The organism is Beduinella massiliensis (genome assembly GCF_900199405.1).
Lineage (GTDB): Bacteria > Bacillota > Clostridia > Christensenellales > Aristaeellaceae > Beduinella > Beduinella massiliensis.
In genome coordinates, this window is sequence record NZ_LT963430.1 from 3,657,465 (window position 1) to 3,672,022 (window position 14,558).

The 14,558-nt window shown below is 62.4% G+C and carries 9 protein-coding genes; 4 read left to right on the top strand and 5 right to left on the bottom strand.

Annotated elements, in window-relative coordinates; all coding sequences use genetic code 11:
- Window positions 1-4: 4 nt before the first annotated feature.
- From C1725_RS17465 to C1725_RS17475, 3 genes are all read right to left on the bottom strand, one after another.
- Entirely contained in the window at window positions 5-1,870 is a 1,866-nt protein-coding gene (locus C1725_RS17465; protein WP_346026806.1) for a beta-L-arabinofuranosidase domain-containing protein, read from the bottom strand.
- A gap of 123 nt (window positions 1,871-1,993) precedes the next feature.
- Window positions 1,994-3,766 carry a histidine kinase gene (locus C1725_RS17470; RefSeq protein WP_102412967.1) on the bottom strand — a complete coding sequence of 591 codons (1,773 nt, stop codon included), beginning with the start codon at window positions 3,764-3,766 and terminating at the stop codon, window positions 1,994-1,996.
- Window positions 3,756-5,327, bottom strand: coding sequence for a response regulator (locus C1725_RS17475; protein ID WP_346026807.1), 1,572 nt, complete (start codon window positions 5,325-5,327; stop codon window positions 3,756-3,758). Before C1725_RS17475 ends, C1725_RS17470 begins: the two co-directional genes overlap by 11 nt.
- Before the next feature lie 216 nt (window positions 5,328-5,543).
- Between C1725_RS17475 and C1725_RS17480 the strand changes: the two genes are divergently transcribed.
- Genes C1725_RS17480 through C1725_RS17490 form a run of 3 tightly spaced genes read left to right on the top strand, consistent with a single transcriptional unit; the run spans window position 5,544 to window position 8,563 of the window.
- Window positions 5,544-6,455 carry an ABC transporter permease subunit gene (locus C1725_RS17480; protein WP_102412969.1) on the top strand — a complete coding sequence of 304 codons (912 nt, stop codon included), beginning with the start codon at window positions 5,544-5,546 and terminating at the stop codon, window positions 6,453-6,455.
- Window positions 6,448-7,272, top strand: coding sequence for an ABC transporter permease subunit (locus tag C1725_RS17485; RefSeq protein WP_102412970.1), 825 nt, complete (start codon window positions 6,448-6,450; stop codon window positions 7,270-7,272). Before C1725_RS17480 ends, C1725_RS17485 begins: the two co-directional genes overlap by 8 nt.
- 31 nt (window positions 7,273-7,303) lie before the next feature.
- On the top strand, window positions 7,304-8,563 hold the full coding sequence (locus C1725_RS17490; protein WP_102412971.1) for an extracellular solute-binding protein: 1,260 nt from the start codon (window positions 7,304-7,306) through the stop codon (window positions 8,561-8,563).
- 55 nt (window positions 8,564-8,618) lie between these two features.
- Here C1725_RS17490 and C1725_RS17495 read toward each other — a convergent pair whose 3' ends face one another.
- Window positions 8,619-10,067: a GntR family transcriptional regulator gene (locus tag C1725_RS17495; protein WP_102412972.1), complete on the bottom strand. Its 1,449-nt coding sequence runs from the start codon at window positions 10,065-10,067 to the stop codon at window positions 8,619-8,621.
- Between the two features lie 161 nt (window positions 10,068-10,228).
- Between C1725_RS17495 and C1725_RS17500 the strand changes: the two genes are divergently transcribed.
- Window positions 10,229-12,439 (top strand): EAL domain-containing protein, encoded by a 2,211-nt coding sequence (locus C1725_RS17500; RefSeq protein ID WP_102412973.1) that lies wholly within the window; start codon window positions 10,229-10,231, stop codon window positions 12,437-12,439.
- A 37-nt stretch (window positions 12,440-12,476) separates the two neighbouring features.
- On the opposite strand, the gene C1725_RS17505 is transcribed toward C1725_RS17500, so the two are convergent.
- The gene (locus C1725_RS17505) at window positions 12,477-14,531 is read right to left on the bottom strand and encodes a glycoside hydrolase family 3 C-terminal domain-containing protein (protein WP_102412974.1); all 2,055 of its coding nucleotides are present in this window, start codon (window positions 14,529-14,531) and stop codon (window positions 12,477-12,479) included.
- Between the last annotated feature and the right edge of the window lie 27 nt (window positions 14,532-14,558).

Genomic DNA, 14,558 nt, shown 5'->3' on the forward strand with positions numbered 1-14,558 from the left:
ATGTTTACTTTTCCGCCATGGGCATCTCCGTCATGCGGAGGTTCGTGCAGCCGTAGGGAATCATGCGCACGCGCTGCGCAGGGCCCGTGGGCCTGCGGCTTCGGGGCGCGGGCAGGCAGACGCCGTATGCCTCCGGCCAGTCCACCGGCGCGAGGCTTGCCGTGACCTCGACGGGCGCGTCTTTGCCGTCAAAGGGGTAGGCGCCGATCTCCCGCTCCGCCACGTCGAAATGCGCGTCCGTGAACGCGTAGTTCCACGCGGACTGCGGCGTGATCTCGTAGTCGCAGTACGGGTACTTGCGCTCTACGCCCTTGTCCTCGTACTCGCGGCGTTCCCATTGCTCCTCGATCGCCACCGAGTACAGCAGCGGCCCGCGCCACAGGCAGCGCATGTCCCCGGGGCGCTCCGTCAGCTCGCACGCAAACGCGAACGACACGTCGATCTGCTGCTCGCCCTCCCACGTGCGGCAAACGGGGAAAAACTCGCCGGGCGTCACCGCCTCGCCGTTTACCAGCGCGCTCTTCGCGGCCGCTGGAATGCGGATGTAGAGCGTAAACGCGGCGGGCCTGTCCGTCGTTACCGTGTAGCGCGCCGCGCCCTTGAAGGGATAATCCGTCTTGAGCGCGACGGTGACCTGCGCCTCCCCCTGCGCAAAGCGCACTTCGGAGGGGACGATCAGACAGGAAGCCACGCCGTCCTGCGCGCGCATGAACGCGGACATCGCGAGCTTGGGCCAGCCCTGGTTGAAGTTCGCCGTGCAGCAGCCGAAGTTCGGCTCCAGCCCAAATAGATGCGACTCCGGGCCGTTCGTGCCGAAGACCACGTGCTCCTCCGGCAGGCGCTGGCAGCGAATCTGGTTCGTCTGCTGGTCGTACTGGTGCGTCCACATGTCCGCGCTCGTCGTCGCGGGCAGGGCGTTGAACGCCAGGCGCTCCGCCTCGTCCGCCCAGTGCGGGTTGCCGCTCACGGCGAGCATCTGTTCAAAGGAATACATCGCCTCGACCACGCTGCAAAGCTCCGAGCCCTGCACGGGGCTCGTGCCCGCCACGCACTCGTCGCCGGTGAAGTGGCCCACCGCCATGCCGTGGTACTTCTTGAGCAGTTCATGCGCCTTGAGGGCGAAGGCGTCCGGGTCGCCGCCCGTCAGGCGGGACATCAGCGCTTCCTGCTTGAGGCACATCGCCATGTTGACCACGTGCGTGTCGAACGTCCAGACGCGCTGCGGCGTCGTGTCGCGGTAGGGCTCAAACACCTTCGTGTAATCCATGCCCTGTGTGCGCAGGCGATAGCACAGATCGACCAGCCACTCCTCCCCCGTACGCTCGTAGAGCCAGAAGATCGGGATCAGGCACTCGTACCAGCGCGCAGAGCCCCAGCCGAAGAGCGTATGGTGGTGCAGGTGCGTCTTGAGGCATTTGAGCGCGCGCGCCATCGCATCCGGGATGCGCTCGTCCCCGCTCAAATCCGCGTAAAGGGCCAGCACCTTGAGAATCAGCATGAACGCCCACACGTCGTAAGCGTCCCGCTCCTCCGGCGCGCAGGGGCAGATCCAGCCGTCCTCCTCCTGACGCGCGAGGATGCCGTCGATGTATCGCTTCGCCCGCGCCTTCAGGTCGTCGTCGTCCAGCAGGTAAGCGAGGGGCACAAAGCCGTCCAGCCAGTAGGGCACGCGCTCCCAGCCGTCGCGGTCGCCGCCGATCCACCTGCTGTCCCGGATGTCCGGCCACACCTTGTCCAGATGGCCGCTCAGGCCGTCCGCCTGAATGCGAAGCTGGCGCAGCAGCCAACCCTGGGGCCTGATCTCCCCGTGGGTAAAGGGGGTAAACGTCGTCTTGTTGAGCATGAGGGGATGGTCACGTCCTTTCTCCATTCGCGTCTGCCGCGCCGTCTCGCCCGCGGCTATCTGTTTGCAGACATTGTAGCACAGCGGCGGCGGAGCGTCGTGTGTCAAACGGATCATAAATGCGACGATTGTATTGTGCACATCGCCGGTTTACGGGCTGCGATAATCCGTGCGCTCCTCCTGATACGGCACCAGCGGCAGCCGCAGCGTCACGCGCGTGCCGTTCCCCGTGCGTTCGATCGTAAGGCGCGCGCGCTTTCCAAAGAGATGGCGGCAGCGCTCGAACACGTTATGCAGCCCCACCTTTTTGAGCGCGGCGAACGATCCGTCGGCAAACTGCCGGTTGAGCTCCCGGCAGGTCTCCGCTTCGATGCCCACGCCGTTGTCCTCCACCGAGAGCCGCCAGGTTTCACCGTCCGCGCGCGCGGTCACGGCGATGGTATTGCCCTCGTCCGAGATCTCGTCGAAGGCGTGAATCAGCGCGTTTTCGACGAGGGGCTGAAGCGCGAAGTGCGGAAGCGCCGCGCTCAGCAGCGCGTCTGGAACGTCCACACGGTACTGAAAGCACAGATCCAGCCGATAGCGCTGGAGCTGAATGTAGTTGTCCACGTATTTGAGCTCGCGGGATAGCGGGATTACGTCCTGTGTGTTGCCCAGGCTCTCGCGCAGCAGGGCGATCAGGCTCGTCACCGAAATCTGAATCTCGTCCGTCTGGTTCTGCGCGGCCATGCACTTGATGCCGTTGAGCGTGTTGTAAAGGAAGTGCGGCGAAATCTGCGCGCGCAGCGCGACGATCTCCGCCTGCTTGGTGTTCTCCGCCTCCTGCGCCACCTTCTTGAGCAGCGTGTCCACCCGGCCCATGAGCGCGTTAAAGGAGCGGACGAGCAGCGCGATTTCCCGCGGGTTGTTCCGATCCTCCAGCGCGCGGATACCCGCCTCGTTCATGCGGGAGATCTCGCGCGTCAACCGGCGGATGGGCGAATAGACGTAGGCGGAGCAGCCGATGGCCACGGCGAAGGCCACCAGGGCGCAGCCGAACGCGAAGGGCGTGATCATCCCGGCGATGCTGTAGCCGCTCGCGAGGAAGTAGGCGTACGGGATCGCGTAATAAACCGTCCATTCGGGATTGTTCACGGTACGCTGGCAGGTGACGACGTACTTTTCGCCCTCCAGCGGCGCGAAATAAGAGGCGGGGCCCGCCTCCGGCGCGGGCTGAACGAATGCGGAATCGCCGAGCGTCGTGCCGATCCGCTCCGCGTCCGAGTGAAAGAGCACCTGCCCGTCCCCATCCAACACGAAAAGCTGCTCGCCCGCTGTGAGCTCCGCCGGCATCAGGGTACGGAACAGGCTGTCCCCCCTGAGGCTGAGCAGGCACGCGCCCAGGCATTCCGAAAGCGGCAGATCCGTAAACGCGACGCAGACCGACAGGTTCATCTCCTCGTCCGCGAAGAGTAGGGGCGTACCCGGATTGTCCATGGCGCTCTGAATCGCGCCCGGGGCCGCCTTGTCCGTGCCCGAATGGATGACCGAATCGCTCCGGTTGAGCGCCACGAGGCTGATGCCGTCCAGCAGGTCCTCCGACGAAGCCAGGTGCGCGTCGATGTATCGCTGCAAATCGGCGTAGGTCGTGAGGATCTGCCTGCGCCGAAAGCTCGTGCAGTCCGAGAAGAGCACCTCGTCGCGCACGTACTTGAACAGGATGCGCAGCGACGTGTTCGACACGATGTCCAGCGACGTGCTCGACAGCCGCGCCACCTTCTGTTCGTAGCTGTCCATCTGGCTGTCGAAGAGCGCGGAGCTCGTTTGAAGGGCCGTTTCCGTCGCGTTTCGCCCGATCGTGCCGTAGGCGATGCCCGCGAAGCAGAGCACCGGCAGGATCGAAAGGGCGAGCATCAGCGCCGTCAGCTTGACCTTAAGGCTCATCTTTCCCTCCAGCCGCTTCGCGAACCCACTCGTCGACGTTCATGTGCATGTGCTGAAAAAAGAGCTTGCGGAAGTAGCGCACGTCGCTGAACCCCACGGCGCCCGCGACCACGCGCAGCTGCGCCCTGGGCCGCCTGAGCAGCACGCAGGCCTGCTCGATCCGCTTGCCGGTCATGAAGCTATTGTAGCTCTGCCCCGTCGCCTGCCTGAACAGGCGGCAAAAGTGTGCCCGGCTAAAGCCGATGCGCCGCGCCGCCTCGTCAAGCGACACGGGCTTCGAAAGGTCGGAGAGCAGGCTTTCGATGAGCTCCTCTACCGCGCTCTCCCCCTCCGTCACGAGCGCAGGCGGCCTCATCGGCAGGCTTCGGACCGTCTCCAGCAGGAGCCGCTCGTAACTGTCCAGCCGCTGCATCGCGAGGTGGGACGCCTGCTCTTCTTCAGGAGGCAGAACCGCCTGCACCTCCCACCAGAACCGGCCCAGCAGCTTGCGCGCCGCGTGCGGATCGGGGCGCTTTTTGCGCAGCATCTCTGCGGTTTGCCCGACGATCGAAAGCGCGTCCTCCCGCCGCCCTTCCAGCAAGGCGCTGGCGAACGCCGCGTGCAGCTCGCAGGCCTGCAATATCCCTCCTGTTTGGGAAGTAGGCCCGGCCCAGGCGCTCGCCCGCATGTAAAAGATCTGGCCGACGGCCGCGTCCAGACGGGCCGTCAGCGCGCCGTCCCAGCTTTCCAGCGGTTCCAGCGCCGCCGCGCAGATGCAGGCCGCTCCGCCAGGCTCCTGAAAAAAGCACTCCACCCGTTCGCGCAGCGTCGTCTCAAGGGCGCAGGGATTGACGAACTGCGCGCAGGCCACGACGCCCATCCGCAGCTTTTCCTTGCCGGGCTTGCGCGGCAGCACGAAGGGGTGAAGCTCGCTTCGGCCGTCCGATTCAAAGAGGCCCGTGAAGGCCGCGGCGGCCAGACGTCTCCACTCCCCGGGTGCGTCCTCGCGCGGCAGGCAGTCCAGGCGCACGATCCGCGCGGGCTGCCGCAGCCGCTCCATAAACGCCGGCGCCGTGCACGACTCGACGCACTGCGCGATCTCGCCGCCCAGGCGAAGGCTTTCCTCGTAAAGCGTGTCCTTGCGCATCCCCTCCAGGTACTCCCGCTCCCGCCAGTAGGCTTCCAGGGCTTCCCGGGCTCTTTCGATCAGCTCCCTCAGCGTCGGCTCGTCGATCTGATACTTGAGCGTATAATCCACAATGCCGTGCTGAAACGATTGCTTTACGTAGTCAAAGTCGTCATAATTGCTCAGCACGATGAATTGCAGGTCCGGCCATCGCCCGCGCGCGGCCTCGATCAGGGCCAGCCCGTCCATGCGCGGCATGCGCATGTCGGTCAGGACGATGCCCGCCTGCGAGGCTTCCAGCTTCTGCATCGCCATCCTGCCGTCGTACGCCTCCAGAAGCTCCGCGCCGCCTCCCAGGATCCGCTGCAGCATGTGGGTGATGTCGCCTCGGATCAGCTTATCGTCGTCTACCACCAGTATCTGCCCACCGCTTCTCTTCGCTCGTAAATCCGTCATGGCGCCGTCCTCCGTCCGCTGCGTGCGCGCACATCCTTTTTTCGCGTGTCGTCCCATGTTTTCTTCCGTGATTATAGCATAATCGCTTAAAAACCATCAACGTCCCGCGGCGCGCATGATAATATCGTCTCTTTTTTGATTCGTTTTTTCAGCACCTAGCACAGTTTTCTCATGCTATGATAATTCCACGAAAACACACGGCAGGAGGGGTTAACCATGAACACGGCTTTGGGCCGCCCCAAAAAGGTGCGGACGCTCCGCCAGCAGAACGAGCGCATGGGCTATCTGATGGTTTCGCCGATCATCGTCGGCATTCTGTGCTTTTCCATCATGCCCGTCTTTTTTTCCATGTTCATCAGCTTTACATCGTGGAACATGATGACGCCGTTTGAATGGATCGGCCTTCAAAACTACGTCACGGTCTTTACCGGCAAGATGCTCGGCACGGTGTGGGGCAATACGCTCAAGTACATCGCCATCGCCATTCCCGGCTCGATCCTCTGCGGCCTGCTGCTCGCGGTCGCGCTGAACGCCAAGATTCGCGGCACGGCCCTGTACCGGACGGCCTTCTTCCTGCCCAACATCACCACCACCATCGCCGTATGCGTGGTCTGGTGCTGGCTGTACGACAAGAACTACGGCTTTATCAACAACGTGCTCGCAATTTTCGGCATAGAACCCATCGGCTGGATCTCCACGCGCAAGTGGGCGATGACCTCGGTGGCGATCATGTCCGTGTGGCAGAACATGGGCTACGACATGATCATCCTCTCCGCGGGCCTCAAGTCGATCGACGAGACGTACTACGAGGCCGCGACCATCGACGGCGCGAACAAGCTGCAATGCTTCTCCAAGATCACCGTGCCCATGCTGACCCCGACGCTCTTTTACCTGCTGGTCATGCACTTCATCAGCTTCTTCCAGCTCTTCGACGCGGCCTACGTCATGACGGAGGGCGGCCCCGGCCACGCGACGCGCACGATCGTCATGCAGATTTACGATCTCGCGTTTACCTACTTCCGCATGGGCGAAGCCTCGGCCTACGCCTGGATTCTCTTCGCGGTCATCTTCGTCATCACGGGCGTGCAATTCACGCTGCAAAAGAAGTGGGTGAACTACGATGCGTAAACGAGCCGGAAAACTCCTGCTGCACGCGGTATTGCTGATGGTGGCGGCGGCCACGCTCTTCCCCTTTATCTGGATGGTTTCCACCTCGCTGAAGGACACCTCGCTCGTCTTCAGCTATCCGCCCAAGCTGATCCCCAACCCCGCCCGCTTTCAAAACTACGCGGACGCCTGGGAACAGTCGCAGATGGGCCGCGCGCTGTTCAACAGCATGTTCATCGCCGTCATTTCCACGGCGGGCAACATCATCGTCAGCTCCATGGTGGCTTACGCCTTCGCCAAGATCGACTTTCGCTTTAAGTCCCTGCTGTTCATGCTGGTGCTGGCGACGGTCATGATTCCCTATCAGGTGACGTTGATTCCGCTGTTCATCATCTTCAAGAACCTGGGCTGGATCAACACCTACCTGCCGCTGATCGTGCCCTCGCTCTTCGGCACCGCGAGCAACGTCTTCCTCATGCGCCAGTACATCATGGGCATCCCCGACGCCTACCGCGACTCCGCATACCTGGACGGCTGCGGCCACATGCGCATCTGGCTCAGGATCATCCTGCCCATGTCCGTCCCGATGGTCGTCTCCATCTCCGTGCTCACGTTCATGGGCAAGTGGAACGAATTCCTGGGCCCCATGCTCTACCTCAACTCCCGCGTCAAGATGACGGTGCCGATGGTGCTGCGCATCTATCAGTCCGAATACGTGACCAAGTGGAACCTGCTGATGGCGGCGTCCTGTATCGCGCTTTTGCCGATCATCGTCCTGTATCTGATTTCGCAAAGGTACATCATCAGCGGTATCATGCTCGGCGGAATCAAAGGCTGAATGCCTTGATCGAAAAAAGGAGGGAACCCAAATGACCAAACGACTGCTCTCGCTTCTGCTGGCCCTTTTCATGGTGCTGACGCTGGCGAACATTCCCGCCGGCGCGGAGGGCAAGGACCCCGTCGTCATCAAGCTGCTGACATTCAGCGCAAATGGCGGACACGAAACCATCGTGAAGCGCTTCAACGAGACGCACGACGACATCCAGATCGAGCTGGACAACAGCGCTGCGACCTGGGAGGACATCGGAACGAAGCTCATCACCATGAGCGCCGCGGGCATGGCGCCCGACATCGCGACCGTCTCCACCTCCTATTACCCGCAGTTCGCGGCCCAGAACATGCTGCTGGACATCACGGATTACGTCGAGCAGAACCTCAACAAGGACGAATACTATTGGAACGTGATCGAGGGCCTCTACCGCGACGGCAAGCTCTACGGCCTGCCGATCAGCATCTATACGCTGATGTGCTACTATAACCGCGACATGTTCGAGGCTGCGGGCATCCAGACGCCCAGCCTGGACTGGACGAAGACCTGGACGATGGACGAATGGGCCGAGATCGGCGCCAAGCTCTCCAGCGGCGAAGGGCTCGACCGAATCTACGGCGCCTGGATCGAATTCCAGCTCGAGCGCACGGCCTGCTTCCTCTTCCCCCGCGGGCTCGACTACTGGGGCGAAAACCTGTACCCGCAGTTTGACAACCCGGATATCCGCGCGATTCATGAAAAGCTCTACACGATGATGCACATGGACAAGATCATGCCGGATTCGGCCACCACGAAGACCACCTCTACCGCGCAGCTCTTCGCAGACGGCAAGCTGGGCATGTACATCACCGGCACCTGGAGCCATCCTGAAATCGCGGAAAGCGGCGTCAACTACGGCATCCTGCCCACGCCGGACGGCACCTCCGTCGGCTATGTGGACGTATACATCCCGCTCGCCGCGACCAAGCACCCCGAGGAGACAAAGGAGGTCATGCTCTGGCTGATCGGCGAGGAAGCCTCCTCCATCAAGTACGAGGAGTTCACCTGGGGCCCGCAGGTCAACCGCGCGGCTACCGAAAAGAACATGGACATCATGTTCGCAGGCCTCACGTCCGAAGAGAAGCAGAGCATCTTCGACTCGCTGGAGCACAGCCGCCCGCTGACCGTGTTCGACAAGTGGGCCGAGTTCCTCACCGCCTCGCTGCTGCCGATTTCCGAGATGATGGGCATCGGCGAGTACACCGTCGAGGAAGGCTTCGACCTGCTTCAGGAGGAAGCGCTCCTCATCACGGGCAACTGACCCCCCGAATCCGTCCAGGCCCCCGTTTTCGCACGAAAACGGGGGCCTGGTGCATTCAGGAAAAGGCCGATGGAATGCGTATCGCCTCCGCCTCATCGATGCCGTTGTCCACCAAAAACGCGCGCACGCGCTGCATCATGAAGAGGACGCACTGCTCCATCTGCGCGGCAAACGCCTCGCCGTTTCCAAGTCGCAGATGGGCCGCCGCGCTCCGGCAGCCCGCGCGCAGCGCGTTTGCGCTGCCGTCTCCCTGCTGCAAAAAAATGAAGCAGTTGCCCCAAAGGAGCAGCTTTTGTATCTGCCCCCATATTTCCCGCAGCGTCTGCAGGCAAGTGGCTTCGCGCAGCGCGTCGAGCAGCGCCGTCATGGGGATGCGCCCCGGGAGCTCCAGCTCCTTTTCGACGATCCACGCGACCCGCCCGTCGATCTTCTCAAACGCGAGCAGGGCGGCCGGACGAATGACGACCGCCGTAAACTGCAAGGCGTACAGGTACATCAGCACGTCGCGCTTATACCCCGCCCTGCTGAATTCCGCCCGCGCAATGCCCGCCCGCTGCAGACAGATGCGCGTGCCCCGTCCGTTGATCGTCTCCGCCATCCCGAATCCGCGGAGCACGCCCAGCGCCTGCTGCACCGTGTAAAGGGAGACGCCATACGCCCTGGAAAGCGCTTTTTCAGGCGGCAAAAAGGCGCCGTCCGGGTACGTCCCGCCGTCGATCTTCCGCATCAGGTCGCGCGCGACCTCCGCGTACAGGTAGGTTCGCCCCCGAACCGGATTCCAGGTATAGGACAGCGCCGGGTTTTCCGGCACGTCCGGATAATCCCCGGCAAGGCGGGCCATATACCGCTCCACAGTTTTGCCGACGTCCTCATAGATCAGCCCCGCCCGCGACGGCTGTTTCAATCTCACCGCTTCCAGCCTTTCGATCACCTCGTGGCCGCCGCAGAGCCCCTCGCCGTCGTAGGGGGTGCCGTAGGCCGGAAAGACCGGCACCTGCATGTAGACCTCCAGGCTGGCGTACAGATCGCAAAGCAGCGGATTGCCCGCCTGGTACAGGATGCGGTTCATCACGAGCGAAGTGATGAGGATCTTGTCCTGATAGGGCTTCGCGTCGATCCGGCGAATGGGACGCAGCAGCTCGCTCAGCTCCGCGTGGGTCATCCGCTCCGTGCAAAAGGCCCATACCGGCGGCATAAGCACGGCGGCGCTCTTGAAGGCATCCATCGTCGCCTGCCGGCGCGCCAAAAGCCGCACGATCTCCCGGTCCTCCGCTTTCTCCGCCCCCGAACTGTAACAGACGACGGCGTGCCTGCGCTCCTGTGTTTGAATGTATCCGCCCTGCCGCAGAGCCCGTAGCGCGTCCTGCACAGCCCGCAAGCCGGTGTGGTAGGTTTCGGATAGGACCCGGGCGGACGGCAGGGTCTGTCCAAATTTATACTTTCCCTGCAGGATCTGCTCTAAAATGATTCGATACAGGTCGTTTGGGCGCGTATCCCGACGCATGTTTCGCCCTCCATCCGAAAAAATTCCAAAGCTATCTGGATATGTATACAGATTCTATATTGTATTTCTACAATCTTCTGCTATAATCCTGCTGGAGCCTTTTTGTATATGTACGCAGATTTTGGGTCGAAAGATATACAGAATATGCAGGTGATAAAGTCATGCCAGGAAAGCCAAAGAAGCTGTCGGTATCCCGATTCAGTATCCTGTCGCTGGCGGTTTCTCTGACCTTTTTGCTCGCGGTTTTCGCCGGGATTCTCTGGAACGTCGACAGTATGCGCACTGTCTTCCGCCAAAGGACGCAAAGCTATCTGTCCGACGTGTCGGGCCAGACCGCCGCGCTGATCGACGACCGTATTCAGGGCGTCATGCGCCAGTTGAAGCTGATCGCGGACAGCGTCTTGCTTCTGCAGCCGGAAGAAGTTCCAGAATTTCTCGAGCGAAAAGCTCAAATCGCGAATTTTTCCGACATAGCCTACCTGTCTTGGGACGGCAGAGCCAGTTTCCCCGACGGGCGCACGTTGGATCTTTCCAGCCTGCCTATTTTCTCCAATGCGCAGATTGGAGAAGGCATCACCTGCAACTATGAGGACCAGTTCGTTTACGTGGTGCCGCTCCTGTCCGGGGACGATGACCGCGGCCTGTTGGCGGGCTTCAAGTCGGTGGATAAGATGCGCGAGTTGATCCACAACGACTGCTTTGCAGGGCAGGGGAGCAACTGCATACTCGATCAGGACGGTCAAATGGTCATCCCGCCCATTCAACAGCCTTTTTCTGCGCATATCGCCCAGGAGCAGTACGATGCGACGGACGAATGGGCCGTAAAAATGGCGAACGATCTCGCTGAGGGGCGCGGCGGAGACATCCTCCTGCCGGTCTGTGGCGGCACAAACATCATGCTGGATTATCGTCCGATCAGCGTGTACGGCTGGTTTTGTGTCACCCTGATTCCCGAAGACATCCTCACGGGAGAAGCAGATGTCTTCCTGTCGCGCATGTTCATCATCACGTTCGTCATCATCTCGCTGTACTTTCTGCTCTTCCTGGCCTTCTTTTTCGTCCAGTCCGCCTATCGCGCGCGCGTGGAACGGATTGCCTTTACCGACTCCCTGACGGGCGGAAACAGCGGCGCACGCTTTCTGCTGGATGCGGAAAGGACGATCCGCCATGGGCCGCCGGGGGCCTTTGCCGTCGTGGCGCTCAATATAAAGGGATTCGAGCTCATCAACGATATAGAGGGCGCGGCGGCGGGCGATCAAATCCTGCGCCGCGTGTATCAGACCCTCGAATTGAACCTGCGTAAATCCGGCGAGATGGCCGCCAGAGCCGAGGCCGATACCTTCTATCTGCTGATGGCGAGCGCGAGCGAGGGCGAGTTGCAAAGCCGGCTTCAGGCTCTTGCTTCCGAGCTCGGAGCTATCGTCACGGCCGCCGGTCCGCTGCGCGTCACCCAGGGGGCCTACATCGTCCCGTCGCACGGCGTCGATATCATCTCCTGCCAAACCCGTGCGAACGCCGCACGAAAGAGCATTTCGGGCGCCTATCAAAGTTCCTTGGCGTTTTACGACGGCGTTTTGCTCGACCTTCAGCGCGAACAGGCGGAAATGCTGCATGCGCTGGAGCAGGCGTTTGAACGTGAAGAGTTCGTCGTCTATCTTCAGCCCAAAATTCGCACGAGCGACGGCTCTCTGGCAGGCGCGGAAGCCCTCGTGCGCTGGATTCGTCCCGAGCATGGCCTCATAAGCCCTGCCCGCTTCATACCGCTGTGCGAGCAGAGCGGCATGATCTGCAGGCTGGATCTCTACGTCTTCGAGCGTGTATGCGCGCTTGTCGATCGTTGGCAGAAATCCGCCGCGCATTCGGTTCCCCTTTCCGTCAACATGTCCCGCGCTCACTTTCAAAACCCGGACTTCTTTTCCGCCTATCAGGAAATTCTCGACCGCCATGAGCTGCCTGCGGGCCTCGTCGAAATGGAGCTGACCGAGTCGATCATGTTCTCTGATACCGAGATTCTAAAGGCGCTGGGCATCATCAATCGAATTCACACGGCGGGCCTTCTTTGCTCTCTGGACGATTTCGGCTCCGGCTATTCCGCCCTGGGCCTGCTGCAAAAGCTGCCGATCGATACGCTCAAGCTGGACCGGGGCTTCTTCCTCGACTGCCGGGAGAATCCCCGCGCCTATGCCGTCATCGAATCCATCATCGAGCTGGCACACAAGCTCGACGTCAGCACCGTCGCAGAGGGGGTCGAAGAAAAGGAGCAGGTGGACAGGCTGCGCCAGGCTGGCTGCGACCTCATCCAGGGATATTACTTCTCGCCTCCCCTTTCGGTTCACGAATTTGAAGCGAAATACCTTCAGCAGCAACAATAGGGCGCAGCCAATGGCCGCGCCCCTTACTTGTTTCTTTTTAAACGATTTGAATGCGTAGCGGCGCCGTCTGTGTGAGCTCCGCGCTCACGGCATCCGGCTGGCTTCCGCCCACGTACAGGCTGAACCTGCCCTCTGCGCGCACGCGCACGCCCGCGTCGTTTACGACCGTGAATGCCTCTCCCGGCAGCTCGAGCGCGACGCGGCGTCTCTCTCCGGCCGCAAGGTGTACGCGCGCAAAGGCGCAAAGCCGCGGATTCGGCGGACTAAACGGCGAATCCTCCGCCTTTACGTAGACCTGTACGACCTCGTCCGCCGCCATGCCGCTCGCGTTTTCCAACGTCACGCTCAGCGTCTGCCCATCGCACGCAGCGTCCGCGTAGGTAAAGCGCGCATACGACAGGCCGTAACCAAACGGATAGAGCGGCTTGCCCGTAAAGTATCGATAGGTGCGCCCCCTCATCGAATAGTCCTCGAAGGGAGGCAGGTCGTCCGCGCTCCGGTAAAACGTCACCGGCAGGCGGCCGGAGGGAGATACGCGCCCGAACAGCAGGTCGCACAGCGCCGTGCCGCCCGCCTGCCCCGGATACCATGCCATGAGCACGGCGTTGCCCGCTTCCACGCGCAGGGCGCTGCCCGCGAATACGACGGTCACGACAGGCTTTCCCGTGCCCAGCACGGCGTCCAGCAGCCTTAGCTGGCATTGCGGCAGTTCGAGATCGCGCTTGTCGCCCGCGTCGCCTTCCTCCCCCTCGACCGTCGCGTCCAGGCCGAGGCAGAGAATCGTCACGTCCGCGCATTCGGCGGCGGCCACCGCCTCCGCGATGCGATCCCCGGGCCGCGACTCGGGCGTGGATTTCTCGCGCGTCAGCTCGCTTCCCCGTGCGTAGACCACGCGGGCCCGCCCTTCCAGTTCCCGGCGCAGCGCCTGCAGCGGCGTCACGTAGCGGGAGGACTTGCCATTGTAATTGCCCTCCAGCGCCGCCGGGTTCTCCGCGTTCGGCCCGATGACCGCCACCGTCCTGAGGCTATCCGGGTCGAGCGGCAGCAGGCCGTCGTTCTTTAACAGCACCATCGCCTTGCGCGCCGCGTCCAGCGCCATTTCCTGATGCCGGTCGCAGTCGCACCATTCAAAGCCGATAGCGTCGTACTCGCAGTCGCCGTCCATCATGCCCAGCTTGATGCGCGTCGCCATGACGCGCTCGGCGGCTGCGGCGATTTCCTCCGCCGTCACCAGGCCGTCCTGATACGCCTGCAGGATGTGCAGGTACGTGTTGCCGCAGTTGAGGTCGCATCCGTTCTTCAGCGCAAGCGCCGCGCTCTGCGGCGCGGTGGCGGTGACGAGATGGTGCATGTGAAAGTCCGCAATCGCCCCGCAGTCGCTGACGAAGTGCCCCTCAAACCCCCATTTGCCGCGCAGGATCTCGCTGATGAGCTTTCGGGACCCGCAGCAGGGCTCGCCGTTCACGCGGTTGTAGGCGCCCATGACGGCCTCCACGTTCGCCTCCTTCACCAGCGCCTCGAACGCGGGCAGGTAGGTTTCCCAAAGGTCCTTGTCGCTTACGCGCGCGTCGAACTCGTGACGCAGGCGCTCCGGGCCGGAGTGCACCGCCATGTGCTTGGCGCACGCCGCCGCCTTGAGATAGCGCCCCTTGCCCTGAAGGCCGCGCACGAACCGCACGCCCAGGCGCGCGGTCAAATACGGGTCCTCGCCGTAGGTCTCCTGACCCCGGCCCCAGCGCGGGTCGCGGAAGATGTTGACGTTGGGCGACCAGAACGTCAGCCCCTTGTAGATGTCGCGGTCACCGTGCGCGCGCTGCACGTTGTACTTGGCGCGCCCCTCCGTAGCGATGGCGTCCGCGATCTCCTCCATCCCGTCCGAATCGAACATCGCCGCCAGGGCAATGGCCTGCGGGAACACCGCCGCCGTTCCCGCGCGCGCCACGCCGTGCAGCGCCTCGTTCCACCAGTTGTAGGCCGGGATGCCAAGCCTCTCGATGGCCGGTGCGTCGTAGCGCAGCTGCGACGCCTGCTCCTCCACGGTCATCTCGCTCACCAGCGCATGCGCGCGCGAGCGTGCTTCCTCATTCGTCATGGGTTCATCGTCCCTTTCGGCAGCCGC

What these genes read in the sequence shown, in the direction of transcription:
- C1725_RS17465 (WP_346026806.1), bottom strand. Translation starts at nt 1,870, where the DNA reads ATGGAGAAAGGACGTGACCATCCCCTCATGCTCAACAAGACGACGTTT.
- C1725_RS17470 (WP_102412967.1), bottom strand. Translation starts at nt 3,766, where the DNA reads ATGAGCCTTAAGGTCAAGCTGACGGCGCTGATGCTCGCCCTTTCGATC.
- C1725_RS17475 (WP_346026807.1), bottom strand. Translation starts at nt 5,327, where the DNA reads ATGACGGATTTACGAGCGAAGAGAAGCGGTGGGCAGATACTGGTGGTA.
- C1725_RS17480 (WP_102412969.1), top strand. Translation starts at nt 5,544, where the DNA reads ATGAACACGGCTTTGGGCCGCCCCAAAAAGGTGCGGACGCTCCGCCAG.
- C1725_RS17485 (WP_102412970.1), top strand. Translation starts at nt 6,448, where the DNA reads ATGCGTAAACGAGCCGGAAAACTCCTGCTGCACGCGGTATTGCTGATG.
- C1725_RS17490 (WP_102412971.1), top strand. Translation starts at nt 7,304, where the DNA reads ATGACCAAACGACTGCTCTCGCTTCTGCTGGCCCTTTTCATGGTGCTG.
- C1725_RS17495 (WP_102412972.1), bottom strand. Translation starts at nt 10,067, where the DNA reads ATGCGTCGGGATACGCGCCCAAACGACCTGTATCGAATCATTTTAGAG.
- C1725_RS17500 (WP_102412973.1), top strand. Translation starts at nt 10,229, where the DNA reads ATGCCAGGAAAGCCAAAGAAGCTGTCGGTATCCCGATTCAGTATCCTG.
- C1725_RS17505 (WP_102412974.1), bottom strand. Translation starts at nt 14,531, where the DNA reads ATGACGAATGAGGAAGCACGCTCGCGCGCGCATGCGCTGGTGAGCGAG.